Source organism: Achromobacter sp. ACM03 (assembly GCF_014851665.1).
In the GTDB taxonomy this organism is placed as follows: domain Bacteria; phylum Pseudomonadota; class Gammaproteobacteria; order Burkholderiales; family Burkholderiaceae_B; genus Achromobacter; species Achromobacter aegrifaciens.
This window is the reverse complement of record NZ_JACVAD010000001.1, coordinates 656,050-681,256: the sequence shown is the minus strand read 5'-3', so window position 1 is coordinate 681,256 and position 25,207 is coordinate 656,050. Positions and strand designations below refer to the sequence as shown.

Sequence of the window (25,207 nt, the reverse complement as noted above, 5' to 3'; positions counted from 1 at the left end):
CAACCAGGTGTCACCCCGCATGAAGGCATACTTCCACGACGACCAGAAACTGCACCATCCGCAGACCTATTTCTCGCGCGGCAAGATGCGCACGCCCCAGGAAGTGCCATCGCGCCTGGACGCGTTGGCCGAGGCCGCGCGCAAGCTGGGCTTTGACGTGCAGGCGCCGCCCGACCAGGGCGCGGGCGCGATCTCGGCGGTCCACACGCTGGACTACCTGCGTTTCCTGCAAGGGGCGCACTCCGCCTGGAAGCAATTGCCCGACGATTGGGGCGACGAGGTCGTCTCCAACGTCTTCGTGCGCCAACCCAACGCCTTGCGCGGCGTGCTGGCCCAGGCCGCGCGTTACCTGGCCGACGGCAGCTGCCCGGTCGGCCAGCACACCTGGCACTCTGCCTACTGGTCGGCGCAATGCGCCATCGCCGGCGCCGATGCGCTGTTGGCGGGCGAGCGCCACGCCTACGCCATCTGCCGTCCGCCCGGACATCACGCGCGGCGCGACGCGGCCGGCGGCTTCTGCTACCTGAACAACGCCGCGATCGCCGCGCAGCGCCTGACCTCGCGCTTTCCGCGCGTGGCGATCCTGGACACCGACATGCACCACGGCCAGGGGATCCAGGAGATCTTCTACGAACGCAGCGACGTCCTGTACGTGTCCATCCACGGCGATCCCGAGAACTTCTATCCCGTCGTCGCGGGCTACGAGGACGAGCGCGGCGCCGGCCCGGGCTACGGCTACAACATCAACCTGCCCATGCCCCATGGCTCGCCGGAATCGGTGTTCTTCGACAAGCTGGGAGAGGCGCGCCGCGCCATCGAACTGTTCCAACCCGACGCCCTGGTGCTGTCGCTGGGCTTCGACATCTTCGAGAAGGACCCGCAGGCCATGGTCGCCGTCAGCGAAAACGGCTTCGAACGCCTGGGCCGGGAAGTCGGCGGCCTGGCGCTGCCCACCCTGATCGTGCAAGAGGGCGGCTATTACATCGAAGGCCTGGAATCGAACGCCTCGCGCTTCTTCGGCGGACTGGCTTCGGGCTGACCGCGCGCGCCGCCGGCGTCCCGCCGCGGACGCCGGCCGCAAGTCCGCTGCCGTGGCGCAAAAGCCGCGCTAGTGGTTTTCCCTAGAAATGGAAAAGCCCGGTTCACAAGCCGGGGCGCCTCCGGTACATTTCGTCCAGTGGCCTGACCACTGGGCCACCAGATATCCAGGCACCCTCGGTGATCGCCCGGGGGGCATGCAAGACAAAGCCCGGGCAGACCCATTACCCTCTACATCCCGACCATTCATCTAGACGCAACAATGACCTCTCTCCAGGCCGTCGCCTCCACCCGCCTCTACCGCATGATTGCCGACCAGATCGCCGCGCGCATCAAGGCGGGCGACTTCCCCGCGGGCGGGCGGCTGCCGGCAGAGCGCGAACTGGCTGAACAGTTGCAGGTCAGCCGCGCCTCGGTGCGCGAGGCGCTGATCGCGCTGGAAATCGAAGGCTATGTAGAAGTGCGCGTAGGCACGGGCGTGTTCGTGAACCCGGCGCGCGAAGACGGCCAGTACCTGTCGCCGCAGCAGGCGCCGGTTGCCGCCAACGGCGTCGAAGCCACCGACATCGGCCCCTTCGACCTGCTGGAAACCCGTTTGCTGCTGGAACCAGAGTGCGCGGCCCTGGCGGCGCAGAAGGCATCGCCCGCCCAGATCGCGGCGATCCGCGCCGCGCACGAAGGCATGTCCCTGACCGAATCGCCCAGCGTGCACGACCGCGCCTTCCACAGCGCGATCGGCGCGGCCTGCGGCAACGCCGCCCTGGCGGCGGCAATTTCCCATATCTGGCACCTCAGCACGCTGAGTCCCGTATTCAACCGTCTTGAAGAGCACTTCGTGACCACCAAGGTGTGGAGCGAAGCCCAGCAGGAACACGAACGCATCCTCGCGGCCATTTCCGACCGCGATCCCATCCGCGCGCGCCACGCCATGCACGACCACCTGGTCGGCATCCTGGCCCGCCTGCGGGAAGACTTCGGCAGCGCTGGGATCCGATGATTTGATGAACGCCTGAACCCCGGCCTGAACGCCAGGCCCCTCCCCTTACCGACAGAACAAGCACCGCCGGCGCAGAACGCGCCGCCTGCGGCAAGGGGAGCGGCTTGCCCGCCGATACGCAAACAGCAGTTCCGCAGTACCCGTAAGTCCCATACCTAAAACACATCAAGGTGAAAACATGCAGCTGACCCGTACCGTGAAGCTTTTGAGCGCGGCGCTATTGGCGCTTGGCGCCCATGCCGCCCAGGCCAACAAGGCTGACAACTCCCTCAACATCGCGTTCGACGCGGCGCCCGCCACGCTGGACGCCTACAAGGAATCGGACCGTCCCGGCCTGGCGCTGGCGCGCATGGTGTTCTCGGGACTGCTGCAGAAGAACCAGGACACGGGCGAATTCGGTCCGGCCATCGCCACCGGCTACAAGTTCGTGGACGACACCACGATCGAACTGCCCATCCGCAAGGACGTGAAGTTCCATGACGGCTCGTTGCTCACCATCGACGACGTGCTGTACACCCTGAACCTGGTGTCATCCGAAGGCTACAAGGCGCGCTTCCAGAACCAGGTGGCCTGGATCGCCAAGGCCGAAAAGGCTTCCGACGATACCGTCCGCATCAAGATGAAGACGCCGTACCCGCTGGCGCTGGAAATGCTTTCGGAAAACCTGCCGATCTATCCGCGCAAGTACTACGAGGCCAACCAGTCCGACATGGGCGCCAAGCCCATCGGCACCGGCCCCTACCGCCTGGTGGAAAGCCAGCCCGGCAGCCGCTACGTGTACGAGCGCTTCGAGGACTACTTCGGCCCCAAGCCCGCCGTGCAGAAGCTCGTGGTGCGCGTGCTGCCGGACGCCAATACCCAATACGCCGAGATGTTGTCCGGCGGCCTGGACTGGATCTGGCGCGTACCGCCGGACGTGGCCAAGCGCATGGAAAAGCAGCCGGCCGTCACAGTCAAGAGCAGCAGCATCATGCGCATCAGCTACATCTCGCTGAACCCGCGCGCTGACGACGGCAAGTCGCCGCTGGCCAAGCAGGAAGTGCGCCAGGCCATCAACTACGCCATCGACCGCGAAGCCATCCGCAAGGCCCTGGTAGGCGGCGCCTCCAAGGTGATCAACGCGGCCTGCAACCCGGCGCAGTTCGGCTGCGCCGCCGACGTGCAGTCCTACAAGTTCGACCCCGCCCGCGCCAAGCAGCTGCTGGCCCAGGCCGGCTACCCCAACGGCGTGACGCTGGACCTGGTGATCTCTGCCCCGCCGCGCGCCATCCTGGACGCCGCCGCCGCGCAGATGGCGCAGGCCGGCATCAAGCTGAACCTGGTCGAACAGCAGTACGGCACCGCCATGACCAACTGGCGCGAAGGCAAGATCGCCATGCTGTCGTCCAACTGGGGCTCCTACGGCATCGCCGACGCGGCGCTGTCGACCAGCAACTTCTTCCGCGGCGGTCCGGACGACCAGGCGCGCAACCCGGAAGTCATCAAGTACCTGGAAACCGCCGACACCTCCGTGGACCGCGAGCTGCGCGCCAAGAACTACGCCGCCGCCCAGAAGATCGTGGCCGAACAGGCCTACTGGGTGCCGCTGTGGAACCACTCGCTCAACGCGGTGCAGTCCAAGGACCTGAACTTCTCGGTCGACGGCGACGAGTTCCCGCGTTTCTACAAGGCCCGCTGGAACTGACCGGCGCCGCCGGCGCGGCCCCGTTCCCACGCCCGGCCGGGCGGGAGCGGCGGCCTCTCCGGCGCATTCCGTCATAGGTAGCCCCATGATTGCATTCCTGTTCCGCCGCCTGATTGTGTCCGCGCTGCTGGTGGTGTTCGTCTCGCTGATCAGCTTCTCGCTGGTGTTCGCTTCCGGCAACCCGGCGGCGCGCCTGGCCGGTGAAGGCAGCGCCGCCGACGCGGCCCGCCTGGCGCAGCTGCACGGCTTCAACGACCCCATCCTGGTCCAGTACGGCCGCTGGCTGGGCGGCGTCGCCCGCGGCGACTTCGGCGACAGCCTGTACTTCAGCCGCCCGGTGGCCGAACTGCTGACCCAGCATTTCCCCGCCACCGCCAAGCTGGGCCTGGCCGCCATGCTGTTCGCGCTGCTGCTGGCGATACCGCTGGGCGTGGTCGCCGGACTGCGCCGCGGCTCGCTGATCGACCGCGCCACCATGCTGCTGTCGGCCTGCGCCCAGGCCATGCCGCCGTTCTGCCTGGCCTTCCTGCTCATCATCCTTTTCAGCGTGCGCAACCAATGGCTGCCGGCCTCGGGCTTTGACAGCTGGAAGCACTACGTGATGCCGGTGACCGCGCTGGGGCTGTTCGCCATGCCGGCAATGCTGCGGCTGATGAAATCCGAAATGGAAACCGTGCTGGCCACCGACTACATCCGGACTGCGCGGGCCATGGGCCTGGGCGGCCCGAGCGTGGTGCTCAAGTACGCGCTGCGCAACGCCTTGCGGCCGCTGGTGTCGCTGGCCGCGGCCCAGATGGGCACGCTGCTGGCCGGTTCCGTCGTCATCGAGACCGTGTTCGCCATCAACGGCGCGGGCCTCCTGGCCTGGACCTCGATCCTGCGCGGCGACTTTCCCACGATGCAGGCGCTGATCCTGATCTTCGCCCTGATCTACATCGTCCTGACCCTGGTCGCCGACCTGATCAACGGTTGGCTCGACCCCCGCGTGCGAGTTTCCTCATGAGCAGCGTCATCGCCTCCTCCTTTCCCGTCCGCTCGCGCGGCGCACGCGCGGCCCGCCTGGGCCGCAACCTGGGCCTGGCCGTGCTGGCGCTGCTGGTGCTGGCCGGCCTGCTGGGCCCCTACCTCGTCCCGCACGACCCGTACACGCAGGACCTGCTGGCGCGGCTGCAAGAGCCCGTCTGGGGCGAAGACGGCAGCTGGAACCATATCCTCGGCACCGACCAGCTGGGCCGCGACGTGCTGGCGCGCGCGCTGTACGGCGTGCGCGTGTCGGCGCTGATCGGCCTGTCGGTCGCGCTGATGGGCGGGCTGATCGGCACCACGCTGGGCGTGGCCGCCGGCTACTTCGGCGGCGCGGTGGATCGCGCCGTGTCCTTCCTGATCACCGCGCGCCTGGCGCTGCCCATCATCCTGGTGGCGCTGGCGGTGGTGTCGGTGGTGGGCGCCTCGCTCACCGTGGTGGTGCTGGTGCTGGGCCTGTTGCTGTGGGAACGCTATGCGCTGGTGGCCCGCACCATGGCGGCCGGCCTGCGCAACGCCGAGTTCGTCACGGCCTCGCGCCTGCAGGGCTGCACCCATCTGCAGATCATCTGGCGCGACATCCTGCCCAACCTGGTGGGCAACCTGCTCATCATCGGCACCGTGGACGCCGCCATGGCGATCACGCTGGAAGCGTCGCTGTCGTTCCTGGGCCTGGGCGTGCCGGCGCCGATGCCGTCGCTGGGCCTGATGATCGCCGAAGGCAAGGAGAACATGCTGTTCCAGCCCTCGCTGGTGGTGATCCCCAGCGTGGTGCTGTTCGTGCTGGTGCTGTGCGTGAACCGCGCGGGCGAATCGCTGCGCGCCGTGCAAATGAAGAAGGGCTGACCCCATGACCGATACCAGCCATCCCCTGCTGCGGGTCCAGGATCTGCACATCGACATCCAGACGCCCACCCACGTCAAGCACGTGGTGCGCGCGGTGGACTTCAGCCTGGAGCGCGGCAAGACACTGTGCATCGTGGGCGAATCGGGTTGCGGCAAATCGTTGACCGCGCTGGCGCTGCTGGACCTGCTGCCGGCGGCCGCGCGCCGCCGCGTGGCGAAGCTGGAGTTCGCCGGCCAGGACTTGGCGGCGCTCACGCCCGCCGAACTGGCGCAGCTGCGCGGCGCGCGCATCGCCATGATCTTCCAGGATCCGATGACCTCGCTGAACCCGGTGTTCCCCATCGGCACCCAGCTGGTCGACGTGCTGCGCCGGCACAAGCGTGTCAGCCGGCGCGCGGCTGAAGAACGCGCGGAGTACCTGCTGCGCCGCGTCGGCATCGCCAATCCCCGCGACCGCATGCGGCAGTATCCCTTTGAACTTTCGGGCGGACTGCGCCAGCGCGTCATGATCGCAATGGCGCTCATGTGCGGTCCCGAGCTGCTGATCGCCGACGAACCCACCACCGCGCTGGACGTCACCGTGCAGGCCGAGCTGCTGGACCTGCTGCGCGACATCCAGGCCGAGTTCGGTCTGGGCATGGTGTTCATCTCCCATGACATGGGCCTGGTGGCGCGCATCGCCGACCATGTCATCGTCATGTACGCGGGCGACATCGTCGAAGGCGGCAGCGTGCGCGAAGTGCTGGAGCAACCCAGCCATCCCTATACCGCGATGCTGCTGAACTGCATCCCGCAGCCCGGACGCACCGCGCCGCGCGCCGACCTGCCCACCATCGCCGGCGCCGTCCCCTCGCTGGACACCGCCATCCGCGGCTGCGCCTTCCGCGAGCGCTGCCCGGCGGCCGAAGCCCGCTGTGCCCAGCCCTTCCCCGCGCGCGTGCAGGGCGGACACCGCTGCCTGTGCATCAAACCCGGCGCCTTGCGCCTAGGAGCCACGGCATGAGCAGCCCGACCGCCACTTCCGCCAGCATCAGCCTGAACTCGCTGTGCTTCCAGTATGGCCGCGCCGGCCTGTTCTCGCGCCGGCCCGCGCCGCGCATCTTGCATGACATCGACTTGCACGTGCCCGCCGGCCAGACCATCGGCCTGGTGGGCGAATCCGGCAGCGGCAAGTCCACCATCGCCAAGCTGATGCTGGGCCTGTTGGCGCCGACCCAGGGCCAGGCGCTGCTGGACGGCAAGCCGCTGGCCGCGATGCCGGCCCGCGCCCGCGCCCGCCGCATCCAGATGGTGTTTCAGGATCCTTATTCCTCGCTCAACCCGCGCCGCACCATCAGCGAGATCCTGACCGCGCCGCTGCGCACGCATGGCATCGGCAATGCGGCCTCCCAGGCCGCGTCGGTGCGCCGCATGATGGACGCCGTGGGCCTGGTGCCGGCCTTCGCCGCGCGCTATCCGCGCGAGCTGTCCGGCGGCCAGCGCCAGCGCGTGGCCATCGCGCGCGCCCTGATGCTGGAGCCGCAGTTGCTGATCTGCGACGAACCCACTTCGGCGCTGGACGTATCGGTGCAGGCGCAGATCCTGAACCTTTTGATGGAGCTGCAGCGCGAACGCGGCCTGGGCTATCTGTTCATCAGCCACAACCTGGCCGTGGTGCAGCACATTGCCGACGAGATCGTGGTGCTGCAAGGCGGCCGCGTGGTCGAACGCGGTCCTGCCAGCCAGGTTTACTTCGAGCCGGTCCACCCGTACACGCGGCAGCTCATCGGCGCCACCCTGGCGGTACCGCAGGCGCAGGAGCTCGCGGCATGACCACACCCGCCACCCGCCACCTGCTGCTGGTCGGCAACGACCAGAAGGTCACCTGGGACGACGGCCAGATCCGTTTCCTGGCCCCGGGCAATGACAGCCTGTGCGTCTACGACGCCGGCGCGAATCCCGCCGCGCCGGAATTGGTCGCCACCTTGTCCCTGCCCAACTCCCTGTTCGGCCCGCCAGTCAACCTGGCCGTCACGCCCGACCAGCGCCTGGGCCTGATCGCGGATTCGATGGATTGGTCCGCGCGCGCCGACGGCGCCGGCTGGCAGCCCAAGCCGGGCCGCGGCCTGTACGTGATCGACCTGCAAGCCAGCCCGCCCGCCATTGTGCAGCGGCTGGAGGTCGGGTTGCAGCCCTCGGGCCTGTCCATCAACCGCGCCGGCACGCTGGCGCTGGTGGCCAACAAGGCCGGCCGCTCGGTATCGGTGCTGCGCATCGCGGGCAAGCGCGCCGAGGTCTGCGGCGAAGTGGACGTGGGCACCCCTGTGGTGGCCGTTTCATTTTCCGCGGACGGCCGCCGCGCCTTCGTGGTCAAGACCGACACCCATCGCCTGGGCGTGCTGCGCATCGACGAGAGCGGCGCGGCCCCCATCGTGACCCACGATCCGGCCGAGGACCTGACCACCGGCCTGGTGCCGTTCAACCTGGTAGTGTCGCCCGACGGCGCGCTGGCGCTGGTGGTGGACATGGGCAGCCCGACCGCGTCGGACGGCCATGCGGATTCGGTCAGCGTGGTGGACCTGCGCGCCGATCCGCCGCGCGTGATCGACCGCGTCATGGTCGAGGACGGCCCCGAAGGCATCGCCATCAGCCCCGACGGCCGCCATGCGGCGGTCGCCATCGTCCAAGGTTCGAACAACCCGTCCAGCGTCTGGTTCCACCACCCGCGCGGACAGATCGTATTGCTGCGCATCGACGGGCAGTCCGTGAGCCGCGCCGGCGCCATCGAAGTCGGCGCGCTGCCCGAGGGCCTGGCCTTCAGCCCCGACAGCCGCTACCTCTATGTCGGCAATTTCCTCGATGCCGAAATGCAGGTTCTGGCCGTGGGCGACCACGGTCTGAGCGACACCGGCACCCGCATCGCCCTGCCCGGACGGCCCGCTTCGATGCGCGCCCAATCCTACTGACCCTACCCATCCCCCCTGCTCCCGGAGTTCCGCCATGACCACCGCTCCTCAAAAGAAACCGGCCCTGCTGGCCGCCGCCCTGCTCGCCCTCGCCGGCCTCGCGCCGTTGTCGGCCCACGCCCTGGATATCAAGCTCGGCCACGTGCTGGCGCCCAGCCACAGCTGGAACAAGGCCGCCGAAGGCTTTGCCGCCGAGGTCAAGGAAAAGACCGCCGGCCGCGTCAATTTCGTGCTGTTCCCCAGCGGCCAGCTGGGCAATGAAAAGACCATGCTCGAAGGCCTGCAGATCGGCAGCCAGGGCGCGGCCATCATCGGCTCGGGCTCGCTGCAGCCCATCGAACCCAAGTTCGGCGTGGTCGAGCTGCCCTATACCTGGTCGACCTCGCAACAGGCCTACAAGGCCTTCGACGGCGAACTGGGCGACGCGCTGGCCAAGCTGGCCGACAAGAAGAACCTGACCATCATCTCGTGGTGGGAAAACGGCTTTCGCCACGTCACCAACAACCGCGGCGCGGTGGCCAAACCCGCCGACCTGGCCGGCCTGAAGACCCGCGTCACGCCCGACAAGATGCGCCTGGACACCTTTACCGCGCTGGGCGCCAACCCCGCGCCGCTGGCCTTCGGCGAACTGTACTCGGCCCTGCAGCAGAAGGTGTTCGACGCCCAGGAGAACCCGCTGTCCATCATCTACACCTCGTCCTTCTTCGAGGTGCAGAAGTACCTGTCGCTGACCGGCCACGTCTGGGGTCCGGCCAACCTGATCATCTCCAAGCCGGTGTGGAACCGCCTCTCGGCCGAGGACAAGAAGATCGTGCAGGCCGCCGCCGACAAGTGGCGCGACGCCCAGCGCCAGATGATCACCGACGGCGACCAGCAATACATCGCCCAGCTGAAGGACAAGGGCATGCAGGTCAACGAGGTCGACAAGGCCGCCTTCGCCGCCGCGGTGGAGCCGGTGTGGAAGACCTACTCGGTCACCTACGGCCCCGAGCTGATGGCGCTGGTGCAGAAGTACCGCGAGGCCAAGTAATGCTCAACCGACTGTCCGCGATCCTGTCGGGCATCAGCAAGGCCTTCGCCGCCCTGGCGGTGGCCTTGCTGGCGATCCTGATCTCCTACGTGGTGTTCGCCCGCTTCGTCACCCACACCACGCCGCACTGGGCCGAGGAACTGCCGCGGCTGGTGCTGGTGTGGTCGGCCTTCATCGGCGGCGTCGTCTGCAGCCATGAGCGTTCGCACCTGATGGCCGGGCTGCTGCCCTTCGTGGTGCGCAATCCCCGGATCCTCAACGCCTTTGAACGCATCAACCAGGCGCTCATCATCGTCGGCCTGGCGGCGCTGGGTTATGCCGGCTGGCAGCTGGCCGAGCTGACCATGGACCAGACCCTGCCCGCGCTGGACGTGTCCGCCGGCGCCGTCTACCTGGCGCTGCCTTTCGCCTGCGCCATCACCATCGTGGTGCACCTGGCGCAGCTGTTCTCTTCCGCTCCCGCCGCTGCAAAGGATTAACAAGATGTCTACGGGTGCTCTCTTCCTGATGGGCGTGTTCACGATCACGGTGCTGATCGACATGCCCATCGCTTTCGGCCTGGTGCTGTCCTGCCTGGCCTATCTGGCGGTCTTCGACTCCGCGCCCATGATGGTGGCGGCGCAACAGTATGTGGTGGGGCTGGACAGCTTCACGCTGCTGGCGATTCCGCTGTTCATCCTGGCCGCGCAGCTGATGAACGGCGCCGGCCTGACCCAGCGCATCGTGCGCCTGTGCGCCGCCATCGTCGGCGACATCAAGGGTGGCCTGGCGGTGGTGGCCGTGCTGGCCTGCCTGATGTTCGGCGCGCTGTCCGGTTCCGGCGTGGCCGACGTGGTCGCCATCGGCAGCCTGCTGCTGCCCGCCATGGCCCGCAGCGGCTACGACAAGGGCTTTTCCTGCGCCCTGGTCGGCAGCGCCGGCGCCACTTCCACCATCATCCCGCCCAGCATCGTGCTGATCGTCTACGGCACCATCACCGACACCTCGGTGGGCAAGCTGTTCGTGGCCGGGATCATTCCGGGCATCCTGCTGGGGCTGTCGCTGATCGGCGTGGCCGTCTGGCAGTCGCGCAAGCACAACTGGGCCGGCGGCCAGCCATTCAGCTGGCCGGAACTGCGCGCCGCCGCCATCGACGCGCTGCCGGCCCTGATGGTGCCGGTGCTGATCATCGGCGGCATCCGCTTCGGGATCTTCACCGCTACCGAGGCCGCCTCCAGCGCCATCATCTACGCCTTGCTGATCGGCTTCTTCTGGTACCGCACGCTGAGCCTGAAGTCGCTGTGGGACAACCTGAAGTCCACCGGCGAAAGCAGCGCGTCCATCCTGCTCATCATCGGCGCGTCGGGCCTGTTCGCCTGGGTGCTGGTGGCCGAGCAGGTGCCGCAGGCGCTGTCCACGCTGCTGGTCGAATGGACCGACAGCAAGACCGCCGTGCTGCTGGTGCTGACCGTGGTGCTGCTGCTCCTGGGCACTTTCATGGAAGCGATCCCGGTCATCATCATCGTGGCCCCGGTCGTGATGCCGGTGCTGGCGCACTACAACATCGATCCGGTGCACTTCGGCATCCTGCTGTCGATCAACATGGCCATTGGCGCCAACACGCCGCCCGTCGGGGTCGACCTGATGGCCGCGTGCAAGATCGGCGGCATCAACATGATGCAGACCCTGCGTCCTCTGTCCTGGATGATGCTGGCCATGACCGCGGTCATGCTGCTGCTGACTTTCGTACCTGAACTGGTGCTGTTCCTGCCGAGGCACGTGCAATGACCCCTATTACCCCCTCCCGCCGTCCCCCCTTCCTGCGCCGCAGCTGGATGTTCGTGCCCGGATTCGACCCCAACGCCCAGGCCGACGGCCTGGCCAGCGGCGCCGATGCGCTGGTCGCGGACCTGGAAGAGTTCACCGCCCCGGCGGACCGGCCAGCCGCGCGCCCCATCATCGCCGAACTGTTCGGCCGCTGCCGCGCCCTGGGCGTGGTGGCCGCGGTGCGCATCAACAAGCTCGAAGACGACGGCCTGGCGGACCTGCGCGGCGTGATGCCGGGCGCGCCGGACGCGGTGTTCCTGCCCCACGCCGAAAGCGCGGCGCAGATCGCCGCGCTGGACCAGGCGATCACCGCGCTGGAAGCCGAACTGGGCCTGCCCGCCGGCAGCACCGAGATCGTGCCCACGCTGGAGTCCGCGCTGGGCGTGCACCGCGCCTATGACATCCTGACCGCCAGCCCGCGCGTGTCCGCCTGCCTGCTGGCCGCCGAGGACCTGACCGCCAGCCTGGGCGCCGAACGCGGCAAGGACGGCATCGAACTGCATCACCTGCGCGCCCGCTTCCTGCTGGATTGCACGGCGGCCGGCTGCCTGCCCATCGACTGCCCCTTCAACTACCGCGACATGCCGGCGCTGGAAGCCGATGTGCGCTGGGCCCGCCGCATGGGCCTGAAGTCCAAGTGCGCCACCGTGGCCGACCAGGTCAAGCTGATCCACGCGGTGTTCACGCCCGCCCCGGACGAAGTCATGGCGGCCCATGATTGCGTCGCCCGCTATGAAGCCCAGCGCGCCGGCCGCCACGACGCCGAGCGCATCGATCCGCCTGTCTACAACACCGCGCGCCGTCTGTTGGCGCGCCATCACCAATTCGAACGATGGGCCGCCGAGCGCCGCGCGCAGGCCGTCCCGCAACAAGGAGACTCCGCATGACGTCAGCAGCAATTCCCGAACGCAATGGCGGTCAGATCCTGATGCAGCAGCTGCGCATCCATGGCGCGCGCCGCGTGTTCATGATCCCCGGCGAAAGCTATCTGCCCTGCATCGACGCGCTGAACGACCACACCGATGCCATCGAGGCCATCGTCTGCCGCCAGGAAAGCGGCGCGGCCTACATGGCCGAAGCCTATGGCAAGCTGACCGGCGAACCCGGCATCTGCTTCGTCACGCGGGGCCCGGGCGCCACCAACGCCAGCATCGGCGTGCATACCGCCTTCCAGGACTCGACCCCGATGATCCTGTTCGTGGGCCAGGTGGGCAACGACTTCATGGAGCGCGAAGCCTTCCAGGAAATCGACTACCGCCGCATGTTCGGCCAGATGGCCAAATGGGTGGCGCAGATCGACCGCACCGACCGCATCCCCGAGTACATCTCGCGCGCCTTCGCAATTGCCACCAGCGGCCGTCCCGGCCCCGTGGTGCTGGCGCTGCCCGAGGACACGCTGTGGGGCCGCGCCCGCGTGGCCGACCTGCCGCGCTACCCGCGCGTGCACAGCCACCCCGGCGCCGCCGACCTGGCCCGCATGACCCAATTGCTGGACGCTGCCGAACGTCCCTTCCTGCTGCTGGGCGGCAATGGCTGGCACCAGACCGCCATCGACCAGATCGCCGGCTTCGCCGAACGCTTCGAGCTGCCGGTAGGCACGGCCTGGCGCCGCCTGGAGTGCTTCGACCAGCGCCACCCCAACGCCGCCGGCCACGTCGGCTGGGCCATGACGCCCGAGCTGCGCCAGCGCCTGCACGACGCCGACCTGGTGCTGGCCGTGGGCACGCGCATGGGCGAGGCCACGACCGAAGGCTATACCGTCATCGAAAGCCCGCTGCCGCGCCAGCAACTGATCCACGTGTATCCGGACGCCGCCGAACTGGGCCGCGTGTTCTCGCCGACCCAGGCCATCGTGGCGGACGTGGCCAGCTTCGCCGCCAGCGTGGCGGGCCTGGTCCCCGGCCACAAGACGGCGCGCGGCGAGGCGGTGCGCGCCGCGCACCAGGAACTGGTTGACAGCCTCAAGCCGCTGCCTTCGCCCGGGCCGATGAGCCTGGACCAGGCCGCCGCCTACGTCGACGCGCACGTGCCGGCCGACGCCTGCATCACCGTGGGCGCAGGCAACTATGCGCTGTATCCCCACCGCTACCGCCGCTATGCCGGCCCCGGCACCAGCCTCACGCCCACCGTGGGCTCCATGGGCTACGGCCTGCCGGCGGCGATCTCGGCGAAGCTGGAAGACCGCAAACGCACGGTGGTCTGCTATGCCGGCGACGGCTGCTTCCAGATGAACATGCAGGAACTGGGCGTGGCGCTGCAATACCGCCTGGGCGTGGTGGTGCTGGTGTTCAACAATGGCATCTGGGGCACCATCCGCGCGCACCAGGAACGCGAGTTCCCGGCGCGCACCATCGCCCTGTCCTTCGAGAACCCGGATTTCACGCAGATCATCCGCGGCTACGGCGGCTACGGCGAAGCCGTGGAAGACACCGCCAGCTTCGGTCCCGCATTCGAACGCGCGCTGGCCTTTGCCGAACGCGAAAACATGCCGGCCCTTCTGGAAATCCGCTACGACGCCAATGGCATTTCGCCGGGCGAAACCCTGATGGGCATCCGCGAAGCCGCACTGGCCCGCAATGCCGCCGCCAGCCACTGACACAGAGGAACTCCAACATGACGACGATATCGATCAACGGACAGCGGCTGTGGCAGTCGCTGATGGACCTGGCGCAGATCGGCGCCACGGCCAAGGGCGGCAACTGCCGCCTGGCGCTGACCGCGCTGGATGGCCAGGGCCGCGACCTGGTCACCGGCTGGATGCGCGATGCCGGCATGACGCTGCGCGTGGACCAGGTGGGCAACATCTTCGCCCGCCGCGCCGGCCGCAACAATGACCTGCCGCCGGTCATGACCGGCAGCCATATCGACACCCAGCCCACCGGCGGCAAGTTCGACGGCTGCTATGGCGTGCTGGCGGGCCTGGAGGTCATGCGCAGCCTGAACGACCACGGCGTGGTCACGGAGGCGCCGCTGGAAGTCGCCATCTGGACCAACGAGGAAGGCTCGCGCTTCGTGCCCGTGATGATGGGTTCGGGCGTATTCGCCGGCAAATTCCCGCTGGAAGTGGCGCTGACCGCGACCGACCGCGACGGCAAGTCGGTGGCCGAAGAGCTGGCAGCCATCGGCTATGCCGGCACGGACCCCGTGGGCGGCCGCCCGGTGGGCGCCTATTTCGAGGCCCACATCGAACAAGGCCCGATCCTGGAGCATGAAGAAAAAGTGGTTGGCGTGGTGACCGGGTCGCTCGGCCTGCGCTGGTACGACGTGACCGTGACCGGCATGGAAATGCATGCCGGCCCCACCCCCATGCCGATCCGGCGCGACGCGCTGTACGCCTCCAGCTTCCTGCTGCAGGCGGTGGTCGACATTGCCAACGATAACCAGCCGCATGGCCGCGGCACCGTGGGTGAAATCCACGCGCACCCCGGTTCGCGCAACGTCATCCCGGGCCAGGTGCGTTTCACGGTGGACCTGCGCCACGAGGACGAGGCCACGCTCACCCGCATGGACCAGCGCTGGCACGAAATCTGCGCCGAAATCGCCCAGCGCCACAACGTGGAAGTGGACGTGAAGCACGTGCAGTACTTCCCGCCCACCCCGTTCGACCCGGACCTGGTCGGCAAGGTGCGCGACGGCGCCGCGCGCCGCGGCCTGGCCGCCATGGACATCGTCACCGGCGCGGGCCACGACGCGGTCTACATGGCCGCCGTCACCCCTACCGCCATGATCTTCGTGCCGTGCAAGGACGGCGTCAGCCACAACGAGATCGAGGACGCCAAGCCCGCTGACCTGGAAGCGGGCTGCAACGTGCTGCTCGACGCCATGGTGGCGCGCGCCAACGCCCAGGAGGTCCGCTCATGACCCAGGACGCCGCCTACTGGCGCGCCCGCGCCGCCGCGCTCGCCTTCAATGGCCAGGCCTACATCGACGGCGCCTATTGCGACGCGGCCGATGGCGCCACCTTCCCCGCCACCAGCCCGATAGACGGGCGCAAGCTGGCCGACGTGGCGTCTTGCGGCGCGGCCGACGTGGACCGCGCCGTGCAGGCCGCCCGCCGCGCCTTCGAAGCCGGCGTCTGGAGCGCCTTGGCGCCGCGCCAGCGCAAGCAGCATCTGCTGCGCCTGGCCGCGCTGATCGACGAGCACCGCGAGGAACTCGCGCTGCTGGAAACGCTGGACATGGGCAAGCCCATCCGCGACGCGCTGGCCTTCGACGTACCCGAGACGGCGCGCTGCTACGCCTGGTACGCCGAGGCGATCGACAAGATCTACGACGAGATCGCCCCCACCGGCCCGGACGCGCTGGCCACCATCACGCGCGAAGCGCTGGGCGTGGTCGCGGCGGTGGTGCCGTGGAACTACCCGCTGATGATGGCCGCCTGGAAAGTCGCGCCAGCCTTGGCCGCCGGCAACAGCGTCATCCTCAAACCGGCCGAACAGGCCTCGCTGTCGGCCATCCGGCTGGCGGCGCTGGCCGAGGAAGCAGGCATCCCCGCCGGCGTCTTCAGCGTGGTGCCCGGCCTGGGCGCGCAGGCCGGCCAGGCGCTGGGCCTGCATCCCGATGTGGACTGCATCGCCTTCACCGGGTCGACCGCCACCGGCAAGCGCTTCATGGAGTATTCGGGACAATCGAACCTGAAGCGCGTGTGGCTGGAGTGCGGCGGCAAGTCGCCGCACATCGTGTTCGAGGACTGCCCCGACCTGGACCGCGCCGCTCAGGCTGCGGCCCTGGCCATCTTCTCCAACCAGGGCGAAGTCTGCATCGCGGGCTCGCGCCTGTATGTGCAGGACGGCATCTACGACGCCTTCATGTCCAAGGTCGCGGACTACGCCGCCGCCCTGCAACCGGGCGATCCGCTGGATCCCGCCACCGCCATGGGCGCCATGGTCGACGAACGCCAGATGCGCGGCGTGCTGGCCCGCATCGAAGCGGGCTCGGCCGAAGGCGCGCAGTTGCGCATGGGTGGGCGCCAGGCCCTGGGCGCCACCGGGGGCTACTACATCGAACCGACGATTTTCGATTGCGCCAGCCAGGACAGCAGCCTGGTGCGCGAGGAGATCTTCGGCCCGGTGCTGGCCGCGCAGCGCTTCGCCACCGAGGACGACGCGGTGCGGCTGGCCAACGATTCGATCTACGGCCTGGGCGCTGGGCTCTGGACTGCCAACCTGTCGCGCGCGCACCGTCTCTCGCGCCGCCTGCGCGCGGGCCTGGTGTGGGTCAACTGCTACGCCGACGGCGACATCACCGTGCCTTTCGGCGGGGTCAAACAGTCGGGCTTCGGCCGCGACAAGTCGCTGCACGCGCTGGACAAGTACAGCGACCTGAAGACGACCTGGATCAGCCTGACGGCTTGATCCCCTGGGCGGACGCCCGCGCGGCGTCCGCCATCCTTGCCATTTCGCGTTATCTGCTTGGCCGCCAGCGCCATTGAAGGCGGTGGGCCCTTGTGCGACCTTGAACGGCGACGGGCTGCCCACCGCGGTTCCGTTGCGGGCAGGCGCAGGCGCTCTCCCGCCATCAGAACAATGACTGGAGACTACGATGCGCAATGCGACAAGGCGAGCCGCGCTGGCCGCCATGCTGGCCGCCACAGCCTGGGCCGCAGCCGGGCCGGCTTGGGCGCAAGCCCCCTATCCCTCCAAGCCCGTCACGATCCTGGTCGGATTCCCGCCCGGCACGGCCACCGACACCGTCGCCCGCATGGTCGGCGACCGCCTGGCGCAGCGTCTGGGCCAGCAGTTCATCGTCGAGAACAAGCCTGGCGCGGGCGGCTCCATCGCCGCCGGCCTGGGCGCGCGCGCCAAGCCCGACGGCTATACGCTCATGATCGGCGCGTCCGCGCCGCAAGCCATCAACCCGCATGTCTATCCCAACCTGAACTACGACGCGCGCAAGGATTTCGCGCCCATCGGCCTGCTGACCTGGCTGCCCTACCTGTTCGTCGTCAGCCCCAACAATCCGGCCAACAACCTGCAGGACTTCCTCGCTGCCGTGAAGGCCAAACCGAACCAGTACACCTACGCCACCACCGGCGTCGGCACCACCAGCCATCTGGTGACCTCGGTGCTGCTGGCCAAGGCCGGCGCCAGCATGATCCACGTGCCCTACAAAGGCAGCAGCCAGGCGCAGACCGATATCGTGGGCGGGCGGACCTACGCCACCTTCGACACCATGGTGTCCTCGCTGGCCCTGGTTAAAGCGGGACGCCTGAAGGCGATCGCCGTCAGCACCCCTGAGCGGGTCGCGAGCCTGCCGGAGGTGCCCACCGTCGCCGAACAGGGCTACCCCGGTTTCGACATGGGCGCCTGGCTGGGCCTGATCGCGCCCGCCGGCATCCCGCCCGAGATCCAGCAGAAGCTGGCCGTCGAGGTCAACGCCGTGCTGGCAGACCCCGCCGTGCGCGACAAGCTGGCGGACCTGGGCGCCCAGGTCCGCACCACCGCCACGCCCGCCGAGTTCGGCGCGCTGATGAAATCCGAATACGAATCGTGGGGCAAGGTGGTCCGCGATTTCAACGTCAAGGCCAGCGACTGAACCGGAGACCCGAACCATGCAAAAAGCCATGAGCCCCGCGGAACGCGACACCCGCATTCAACTGGCCGCCTGCTACCGGCTGGTGTCCCACTTTGGCATGAGCGATCTCATCTACAACCACATCACCGCGCGCATACCCGGGCCCGAGGGCCATCTGCTGATCAATCCCTACGGCATGATGTACGACGAAATCACCGCTTCCAGCCTGATCAGGATAGACCTGGACGGGAACGTGCTGGACAATCCCGGCGAGTACGGCATCAACGCTGCGGGCTACGTGATCCACAGCGCCGTGCACGGCGCGCGCCACGACGTGCAATGCGTCATCCATACCCACACGCGGGCCGGCATGGCGGTATCGGCGCTGCAATGCGGCCTGCTGCCGCTGACCCAGACCGCCATGCGCTTCGCCAAGATTCCCTACCACGACTATGAGAGCGTGGCCATCGACCTGGACGAGCGCGCGCGCCTGGTGGCGGACCTGGGCCAGTCCGAGGCGATGATCCTGCGCAACCACGGCCTGCTAGCCGCCGGCCCGAGCATCGCGCAGGCATTCAACACACTGTATTGGCTGGAGATGGCCTGCAAGGCGCAGGTCGACGCCCTGGCCGCCAACCGCGAACTATGCGTGCCGCCGCCAGAGGTCGTCGAGAAGACCTGGCACCTGTATCAGCCTACAACGCGCCGCCCCTTCGGCGAACTGGAATGGCCGGCCATGCTGCGTCTGATGGACAGGAAGGATCCTGGCTACCGCGATTGAGTCCCTGCCTGGTCTCGCCCCAGAAGGTCGATGCCGGCCGCGCTGTCCGCGCCGTCCGGCAGGATCGCGGCGAGGCTGGTCTTGACCTCCACGAAGTACGGCGCGGCCGAGGCCAGCCCGCGGGCGATGGCCGCGGCCACCTGGTCCGGATGGGTGACATACTCGGTCTGCATGCCGAAGGCGCGCGCCATCATCGCGAAATCGGGACTTGCCAGATTGGTGCCCGCGTAGCGCCCGGGATAGGTGCGCGCCTGATGCAGGCGGATGGAGCCATAGCAATTGTTGTTGGAGACGATGAAGAACACCGGCAGTCCGCGCTCGGCCGCGGCCATCATCTCGTTGCCCGTCATCATGAAGCCGCCGTCGCCAACCAGGCACACCACCTTGCCATGCGGATTGCGCAGCTGCGAGGCAATCGCCGCCGGCGTGCCGTAGCCCATGGCGCCCGATTGCGAGGCCATCAGCCGTTGCGGGTAGACGAAGGGAAAGTGGCGATACACCGGCGCCGCGAAGGTGCCCGCGTCCAGACAAACCATGAGGTCCGGCGGCGCCTGTTCGGCCAGCGCTCGCACCACCGACACGAAGGGCACGCCATCGTCGGCCTTTGGATCGGGCCAGGCGGCGGAGCGCTCGCGGATCGCGCGCAAGGATTCCGCCCAGTCCTCGCGCCCGCCACGGTCCGCCGCCGGCAGCGCGGCCAGCGCCTGCGCCGTAGCCACCGGATCCGCGATGATGCCCACGTCCGCCGCAAAGTGCTGGTTCACGAAATGCGCGTCGGCATGGCAATGCACCAGCGTCTGCGACGGCCTGGGATAGGCCGGAAACGTGTAGCCCTGGGTGGTGATGTCGCCCAGGCGCGTGCCCAGGGCCAGGATCAGATCGCTGGAATCGAACGCCTCCACCTGCGCGGGCTGCGTCGCCAGGTCCAGGTCGCCGGCGTACAGCGGATGCGTGTTGGGGAACAAGTCATGCTGGCGGAACGATACTGCCACCGGTATGCCGTGCCGCTCCGCCAGCTGCCGCAGCGCCTCGCGGCCGCCCGGCGCGTTGAAGGCGCCCCCGGCAATGATCAGCGGCTTGCGGGCGGCGTCCAGCAAGGCTTGCAGTCGCGCCAGCGCGGCGGGCGCCGGCTGCGCGGGACTGGCCGGCTCGGCCACCCAGTCCGGTTGCGGCACGCAGGCCTGCTGGACGTCTTCCGGCACCACCAGCACCACTGGCCCTGGCGTACCCGAAGTGGCCACGCGCAAAGCCTTGAAAGCGGCCCAGGCCACGTCCTCGGGCGCCGCCACCTCATGCACCCATTTGGCGATCGAACCGAACATCTTCTGGTAATCGATCTCCTGGAAGGCCTCCTTGCGCAGGTCCTTGCGCGGCACTTGCCCGATCAGCAGGATCAGCGGCACGCCGTCCTGCTGCGCGGCATGCACGCCGATGGCCGCATTCGCCGCGCCCGGTCCCCTGGACACCATGACCACCCCCGGGCGGCCCGTCAACCGGCCATCGGCGCACGCCATGAATGCCGCGCCCCCTTCGTGCCTGCAGGTCACCACGTCGATGCCGGCGAAATCGTGCAAGGCATCGAGCACGCCCAGATAGCTTTCGCCAGGGACCAGGAAGACCCGGTCGATGCCGTTGCGGGCGAAGACCCCGAGCAAGGCGTGGGAAGACGTGTTCAGTTCGGCAGCAGGTGTCATGGATGGCAGGAAACCAAGGGCAAGCGCGCAGGCGCGGGTCTGATACGCAGGAATTCTAGGGTGGCTGGCGGCAGGCCATGTAGGCATACTGTGCCTATCAGATATACAAAAAACGCACACAAGGAGGAGCCGCCCGCAAGCGCTGGCGGCGAGACATCGCGATGGACCTGCGCAAGATCGAAAACCTGATCCACGTGGCCGACTCGGGCAGCTTCTCCAAGGCTGCTTCGGTGCTGGGCATCGCGCAATCGGCGCTGGGCCGCCAGGTCAGAAAGCTGGAAGACGAATGCGGCTGCGCCCTGCTCTATCGCAACGGCCGCGGCGTGTCCTTGACCCCGGAAGGCGAGAAACTGCTGGATAGCCTGCGCCCCTTGCTGGCGCAAATGGCGCGGGTGGTGACCGAATTCCATGACGAGCAGAAATCGCCCTCCGGCCAGGTCACGCTGGGCCTGACGCCCACGCTGTCCCACATGGTCGGCATGCCGCTGGTGGCGGCAGTCTGGAAGCGCCATCCGCGCATCCAGCTCAACGTCATCACCGGCTACAGCGGCTATGTGCACGAATGGCTGGCCAACGCCCGCGTCGACATCGCGGTGCTGCACGATGCGCGGCGTTCCCAGCACGTGGTGGTCGATCCCCTGGCCGAGCTGGACCTGGCGCTGGTATCGCCCGCACAGAACCTGTCCCCCGCCGCGCGGGCCTTGCCCTCCATCGACTTCGCTCAGCTGGGCGATCTGCCCCTGGCGCTGCCCACGCGCAGCCATGGCCTGCGCCGCACGCTGGAACAGGCGGCAGCGCAGGCCGATGCGCCCCTGAATGTCGTGTTCGAAATGGACGCGCTGGAACTGATGAAGGAAATCGTCCTGAACGGACTGGCCCACACGGTGCTGGCCCTGCCTGCGGTGGTAGGCGAATTGAACAGCGGCCAGCTCGTCGCCCGCAGGATCGTCAATCCCGCCCTGTCCACCCGCCTGATGCTGGCCACCGCATCGAACCGGCCGCTGACGCAGGCGGTGAAGATAGTGCAGGACATCCTGCGTGAATTGCTGCGGGACATGGTTGAGGCGGAGCCTTATCGGTCGTACATGCGGATGGCGGATGCGCGGTCGGCACCGCCATGAGGTTTTGCCGCCTTCCATCCCCCAGCATCACCTCGGCACCGGCAACGGCGGCGCAGGCGTCAGCGGCCCCGTCGGCACGCCGCGCTGCGCCGGCATCGGCGGCAGGCGGGATGGCGCGGGGCTCATCCAGCCGGGCTGCCGGCTCGGTCCACTGGAGGGTGGCGCGGGCGGGCCAGGCGGCCTGCCCGCGGTGGCGCAACCGGTGCCCAGGCAGGGTTCCTGGGTAGCGCCCGGATTGACCAGCCGGGGACATGATGCGCCGACGCAGGCATCGGGTATGACGCGGGCCGAAGGCGGGGGTTGGGGAACCGCGGGTCCGGCGCCTTGCGCGACGGCTGGCCCGCAGGCCGCCGCCAGCAGCGCGGCGGCGCAAAGAATTTTCATGGCTGCAGCCCCTCTGCCCCTGGTCTGCGGCCGCGCGCGAAGTTGCCTGCGCAGCCCGGGCCCGCGTCGCGCCGGGGCCTGGACGGACGCGGGATGATTCCAGTGTGCTCCCGCGCCTGAATGCCTGTCCAGGCAGCCCCGCCGTCAATCCAGCCGGATATCCGCGCTTTTCACCACCGACGCCCAGCGCGCGCGTTCGCTGTTGAAGAACTGCGCCAGTTCGGCGGGATTGCGGGTGACGATTTCAGCGCCCTGTTCGTTCAACTGCGCCTTCACGTCCGGCTGGTTGACGATCTGCGCCATCAATTCCGACAAGCGGATGGCGACGGGATCGGTCGTGGTCACGGGCGCCATCACCCCTTGCCAGGTGCCGGACTCGAAGCCCGCCACGCCCTGTTCGGAAATGGTGGGGATGTCAGGCACCAGTTGCATGCGTTCGCGCTTGGAGATCGCGATCGGCCGCAGCTTGCCGGCCTTGATGTGGGGCAACGTGGCCAGCAACCCATTCATGATGACCTGGGTCTGCCCGCCTATGGTGTCCGTCACCGCCTGCGAACCGCCCTTGTAGGGCACATACTCCCATTGCGCGCCCGTCGCCTGCTGCACGGCGACCGCGGCCAGATGCGGCGCGCTGCCGATCGCCGTGACCGCGAAGTTCAGGCGCTGCTTCTTCGACAGGGCCACCAGTTCGGTCACCGTCTTGGCCGGCACGTCGGGATGCACGGCCAGCACGTGCGGCGAATAGGCCAGCATGCCGACCGCGCGCAAGTCCTTGGACGGATCGAAAGACAGCTTGGTGTACACGGACGGGCTGATCGCCAGCGCCCCCACGTCGCACAAGAGCACGGTATGGCCCTCTTGCGCCGCCTGCACCACCAGGCCGGCGCCCAGGTTGCCATTGGCTCCAGGCTTGTTCTCGACCACCACGGTCTGCTTCAGGGCGTCGGCCAGGCGCGGCGCCAGGATGCGCGCGATGATGTCCGACGAGCCGCCGGGCGGGTAAGGCACGATGATGCGGACCGCGCGCGTCGGCCAGTCGCCCGGCTGCGCCCATGCCGGCAACCACGGCGACAGGCATAGCGCCGCAGCGCCGCCCAGGAATTGTCTCTTGCTCGGGTTCATGCAGTCTCCTCTGGAATTATCTTGCGCGCGGACGCCGTCCCCGGCGCACTGCCGCAGCCTTTTGGGAACGGCCGCCGCGCGCACCTGCGCCAGCTTCGTCCGGCTAGACCATAGTCATCGTACAACTATGAAATTATTATTGGAAAGCAAAATATATCCCTATCGGGTATGCACCTATCCCGGCGCCTACGGCAATGAATTTTCCTTGAATGGCGATATTTCATGTTGTACGATGACTTACCACTTAAACAGGCTGCCGGCAGACTTTGCCGTTCGATGGCGCCCCATACGGATCAACGCAACATGACCACCCCGCAGGAACTCAAGCACATCGTTTCGGAAGGCTTGCTGTCTTTCCCCGTCACCGATTTCGACCAGAACGGCGACTTCAACGCCAGGAACTATGCGCAGCGCCTGGAATGGCTGGCGCCCTACGGCGCGACCGCCCTGTTCGCCGCCGGCGGCACGGGCGAGTTCTTTTCGCTGGCGCCAGAGGAATACGCCGACGTCATCCGCACCGCGGTGCAGACCTGCGCGGGCAAGGTTCCCATCCTGGCCGGCGCGGGCGGTCCGACCCGCACTGCCATCGCCTACGCGCAAGAAGCCGAGCGCCTGGGCGCCAAGGGCATACTGCTACTGCCCCACTACCTGACCGAGGCTTCGCAACAGGGCATCGCGGCGCACGTCGAGCAGGTCTGCAAATCCGTGAACATCGGCGTCATCGTCTACAACCGCGCACAGTCGCGCCTTTCGGCCGACAGCCTGGCGCAACTGGCCGAACGCTGCCCCAACCTGGTGGGTTTCAAGGACGGCGTGGGCGATATCGAAGCCATGGTGCGCATCCGCCGCAAGCTGGGCGACCGCTTTTCCTACCTGGGCGGCCTGCCCACGGCCGAGGTCTATGCCGCCGCCTACCGCGCGCTGGGCGTGCCGGTCTATTCGTCGGCCGTGTTCAATTTCGTGCCGCGTATGGCCATGGACTTCTACCGCGCGATCGCCGCGGGCGACCATGACACCACCAACCGCCTGCTGGACGATTTTTTCCTGCCGTACCTCGACATCCGCAACCGCGTGCCGGGATATGCCGTCAGCATCGTCAAGGCCGGCGCCAAATTGGTCGGTCACGATGCGGGTCCCGTACGCGCGCCTCTGACGGACTTGCGGACTGAAGAACTGGAGATGCTGGACGCCTTGATCCGCAAGCTCGGCCCGCAGTAAGGGACGCTCCCTGGCGGTGGTATATATAGACCCGTCCAGCCACACCAGGGAGTCCGACCATGGCGCGTCGACGCAGCCTCGCGTTTCTGCTCAGCATGCTTGCCGCGCCCGCGGGCGCAGACGTGGTCTACGACAACCATGGACTGGTGGTCGAAGCCGCCACCGGCAGCCGCAGCGACTGGAACACCGGCCAGCGGCAGACCACCCGCGCCACCACCATCACCTACCGGGGCCAGCCGCTTTGCGGCAAGGACGTCGGCGCCCTGCTCTATCCCGATGGCCAGCGCATCGAGGCCCGCGCCTTCTTCTGCGCGTCCACCGCCAAGGCCTTGGAAACGGACGCCGTGCTGGCCTACTTCACCAGTTCCAGCGCCAATACCGTGCTGGCGCAACTGCGCGTGGCCAACGGCGCGCTGCGGGTCGAGCGCCTGGCCTTGTCCGCCAAGCCCGAGCGCGACCGCATCGCCACGACCCGCTTCGAAGACGCGCGCCTGCCCGGCTGGACACGCGTCCAGACTTCCTGGAACGAAACCGTGATGATCCGCCACGCGCCGCTTGCCGCCCTGAACCTGGGCCCGGGCAAGCTGCTGGACGTGGCCGACGGCGTGGCCTACCTGGCCGTGCCGCCAGGCAGGGACGTGATCGAGATCGAGCCCACCAAGCGGGTCAAGGATGCCGATGGCTATCTGCAGATCGTGCCGGCCATCACCAAGTTCGTGGACACTCCGGTGGCGTTCCGCGCGGTGCGCATGAGCGACGGGCGCGAACTGGCCCGCCTGGATTTCAAGGACCCTTGCCTGCGCCTGCCCGCGATCCAGTTCGACCGGCCGGACGCGCTATCCAAGACCTCGGCAGCGCCCGACGTGGCCTTCGACGACGTGCCGGCCTGGCGCGCCGCCACCCTGCAGCTGACGCAGGCGGCGCAGGGGCGCGCCGCGCTGCGCCTGCAGCCGGGCGTGGCCCTGCCGCGCAAGCCTGGCTGCGCGCCGGGTTGATCTCGCCCGC

General features: G+C 68.2%; 22 protein-coding genes. 20 read left to right on the top strand and 2 right to left on the bottom strand.

Annotated elements, in window-relative coordinates; translation table 11 throughout:
• Window positions 1-19: 19 nt before the first annotated feature.
• The 17 genes from IB257_RS03090 (at window position 20) to IB257_RS03010 (ending at window position 18,663) form a co-directional block, all read left to right on the top strand.
• Window positions 20-1,039, top strand: a complete 1,020-nt coding sequence (locus IB257_RS03090) for a histone deacetylase family protein (protein ID WP_119451495.1) — start codon at window positions 20-22, stop codon at window positions 1,037-1,039.
• Window positions 1,040-1,300: 261 nt separating this feature from the next.
• Window positions 1,301-2,035, top strand: coding sequence for a FadR/GntR family transcriptional regulator (locus IB257_RS03085; protein WP_054454472.1), 735 nt, complete (start codon window positions 1,301-1,303; stop codon window positions 2,033-2,035).
• Between the two features lie 178 nt (window positions 2,036-2,213).
• The gene (locus IB257_RS03080) at window positions 2,214-3,719 is read left to right on the top strand and encodes an ABC transporter substrate-binding protein (RefSeq protein WP_054454475.1); all 1,506 of its coding nucleotides are present in this window, start codon (window positions 2,214-2,216) and stop codon (window positions 3,717-3,719) included.
• An 85-nt stretch (window positions 3,720-3,804) separates the two neighbouring features.
• Window positions 3,805-4,722: an ABC transporter permease gene (locus IB257_RS03075; protein WP_119451496.1), complete on the top strand. Its 918-nt coding sequence runs from the start codon at window positions 3,805-3,807 to the stop codon at window positions 4,720-4,722.
• Window positions 4,719-5,588, top strand: coding sequence for an ABC transporter permease (locus IB257_RS03070; protein ID WP_054454479.1), 870 nt, complete (start codon window positions 4,719-4,721; stop codon window positions 5,586-5,588). The genes IB257_RS03075 and IB257_RS03070 overlap by 4 nt, the downstream gene beginning before the upstream one ends.
• 4 nt (window positions 5,589-5,592) lie before the next feature.
• Window positions 5,593-6,591, top strand: coding sequence for an ABC transporter ATP-binding protein (locus tag IB257_RS03065; RefSeq protein ID WP_175180920.1), 999 nt, complete (start codon window positions 5,593-5,595; stop codon window positions 6,589-6,591).
• Entirely contained in the window at window positions 6,588-7,400 is an 813-nt protein-coding gene (locus tag IB257_RS03060; protein ID WP_192491845.1) for an ATP-binding cassette domain-containing protein, read from the top strand. The genes IB257_RS03065 and IB257_RS03060 overlap by 4 nt, the downstream gene beginning before the upstream one ends.
• On the top strand, window positions 7,397-8,533 hold the full coding sequence (locus IB257_RS03055; protein WP_192491844.1) for a YncE family protein: 1,137 nt from the start codon (window positions 7,397-7,399) through the stop codon (window positions 8,531-8,533). Before IB257_RS03060 ends, IB257_RS03055 begins: the two co-directional genes overlap by 4 nt.
• 34 nt (window positions 8,534-8,567) lie before the next feature.
• Window positions 8,568-9,563 (top strand): DctP family TRAP transporter solute-binding subunit, encoded by a 996-nt coding sequence (locus tag IB257_RS03050; protein ID WP_192491843.1) that lies wholly within the window; start codon window positions 8,568-8,570, stop codon window positions 9,561-9,563.
• The gene (locus IB257_RS03045) at window positions 9,563-10,042 is read left to right on the top strand and encodes a TRAP transporter small permease (RefSeq protein WP_192491842.1); all 480 of its coding nucleotides are present in this window, start codon (window positions 9,563-9,565) and stop codon (window positions 10,040-10,042) included. Before IB257_RS03050 ends, IB257_RS03045 begins: the two co-directional genes overlap by 1 nt.
• Window positions 10,043-10,046: 4 nt before the next feature.
• Window positions 10,047-11,330, top strand: coding sequence for a TRAP transporter large permease (locus IB257_RS03040; protein ID WP_054454491.1), 1,284 nt, complete (start codon window positions 10,047-10,049; stop codon window positions 11,328-11,330).
• Window positions 11,327-12,256, top strand: a complete 930-nt coding sequence (locus tag IB257_RS03035) for a CoA ester lyase (protein WP_054454493.1) — start codon at window positions 11,327-11,329, stop codon at window positions 12,254-12,256. Before IB257_RS03040 ends, IB257_RS03035 begins: the two co-directional genes overlap by 4 nt.
• Window positions 12,253-13,965: a thiamine pyrophosphate-binding protein gene (locus tag IB257_RS03030; protein ID WP_175162802.1), complete on the top strand. Its 1,713-nt coding sequence runs from the start codon at window positions 12,253-12,255 to the stop codon at window positions 13,963-13,965. Before IB257_RS03035 ends, IB257_RS03030 begins: the two co-directional genes overlap by 4 nt.
• Before the next feature lie 17 nt (window positions 13,966-13,982).
• Complete coding sequence (locus IB257_RS03025; RefSeq protein ID WP_175213348.1) at window positions 13,983-15,230, top strand: Zn-dependent hydrolase; 1,248 nt, start codon at window positions 13,983-13,985, stop codon at window positions 15,228-15,230.
• Window positions 15,227-16,723, top strand: a complete 1,497-nt coding sequence (locus IB257_RS03020) for an aldehyde dehydrogenase (protein WP_192327764.1) — start codon at window positions 15,227-15,229, stop codon at window positions 16,721-16,723. The genes IB257_RS03025 and IB257_RS03020 overlap by 4 nt, the downstream gene beginning before the upstream one ends.
• 187 nt (window positions 16,724-16,910) lie before the next feature.
• Window positions 16,911-17,903 (top strand): tripartite tricarboxylate transporter substrate binding protein, encoded by a 993-nt coding sequence (locus IB257_RS03015; protein ID WP_192491841.1) that lies wholly within the window; start codon window positions 16,911-16,913, stop codon window positions 17,901-17,903.
• A gap of 16 nt (window positions 17,904-17,919) precedes the next feature.
• A complete protein-coding gene (locus tag IB257_RS03010; RefSeq protein WP_175162810.1) occupies window positions 17,920-18,663 on the top strand; it encodes a class II aldolase/adducin family protein in 744 nt (247 codons plus the stop codon).
• On the opposite strand, the gene IB257_RS03005 is transcribed toward IB257_RS03010, so the two are convergent.
• Window positions 18,651-20,357, bottom strand: coding sequence for a thiamine pyrophosphate-dependent enzyme (locus IB257_RS03005; RefSeq protein WP_192352093.1), 1,707 nt, complete (start codon window positions 20,355-20,357; stop codon window positions 18,651-18,653). The genes IB257_RS03010 and IB257_RS03005 overlap by 13 nt on opposite strands.
• Window positions 20,358-20,518: 161 nt before the next feature.
• Here IB257_RS03005 and IB257_RS03000 point away from each other — a divergent pair, with 161 nt between their 5' ends.
• Complete coding sequence (locus IB257_RS03000) at window positions 20,519-21,478, top strand: LysR family transcriptional regulator (protein ID WP_054454505.1); 960 nt, start codon at window positions 20,519-20,521, stop codon at window positions 21,476-21,478.
• Window positions 21,479-22,006: 528 nt separating this feature from the next.
• Here IB257_RS03000 and IB257_RS02995 read toward each other — a convergent pair.
• Window positions 22,007-22,984 carry a tripartite tricarboxylate transporter substrate binding protein gene (locus IB257_RS02995; RefSeq protein WP_192327755.1) on the bottom strand — a complete coding sequence of 326 codons (978 nt, stop codon included), beginning with the start codon at window positions 22,982-22,984 and terminating at the stop codon, window positions 22,007-22,009.
• A 303-nt stretch (window positions 22,985-23,287) separates the two neighbouring features.
• On the opposite strand from IB257_RS02995, the gene kdgD reads away from it, so the two are divergent.
• Complete coding sequence (kdgD, locus tag IB257_RS02990; protein WP_054454508.1) at window positions 23,288-24,202, top strand: 5-dehydro-4-deoxyglucarate dehydratase; 915 nt, start codon at window positions 23,288-23,290, stop codon at window positions 24,200-24,202.
• Window positions 24,203-24,261: 59 nt separating this feature from the next.
• Window positions 24,262-25,197, top strand: coding sequence for a hypothetical protein (locus tag IB257_RS02985; protein ID WP_192491840.1), 936 nt, complete (start codon window positions 24,262-24,264; stop codon window positions 25,195-25,197).
• The last annotated feature ends 10 nt before the right edge of the window (window positions 25,198-25,207 follow it).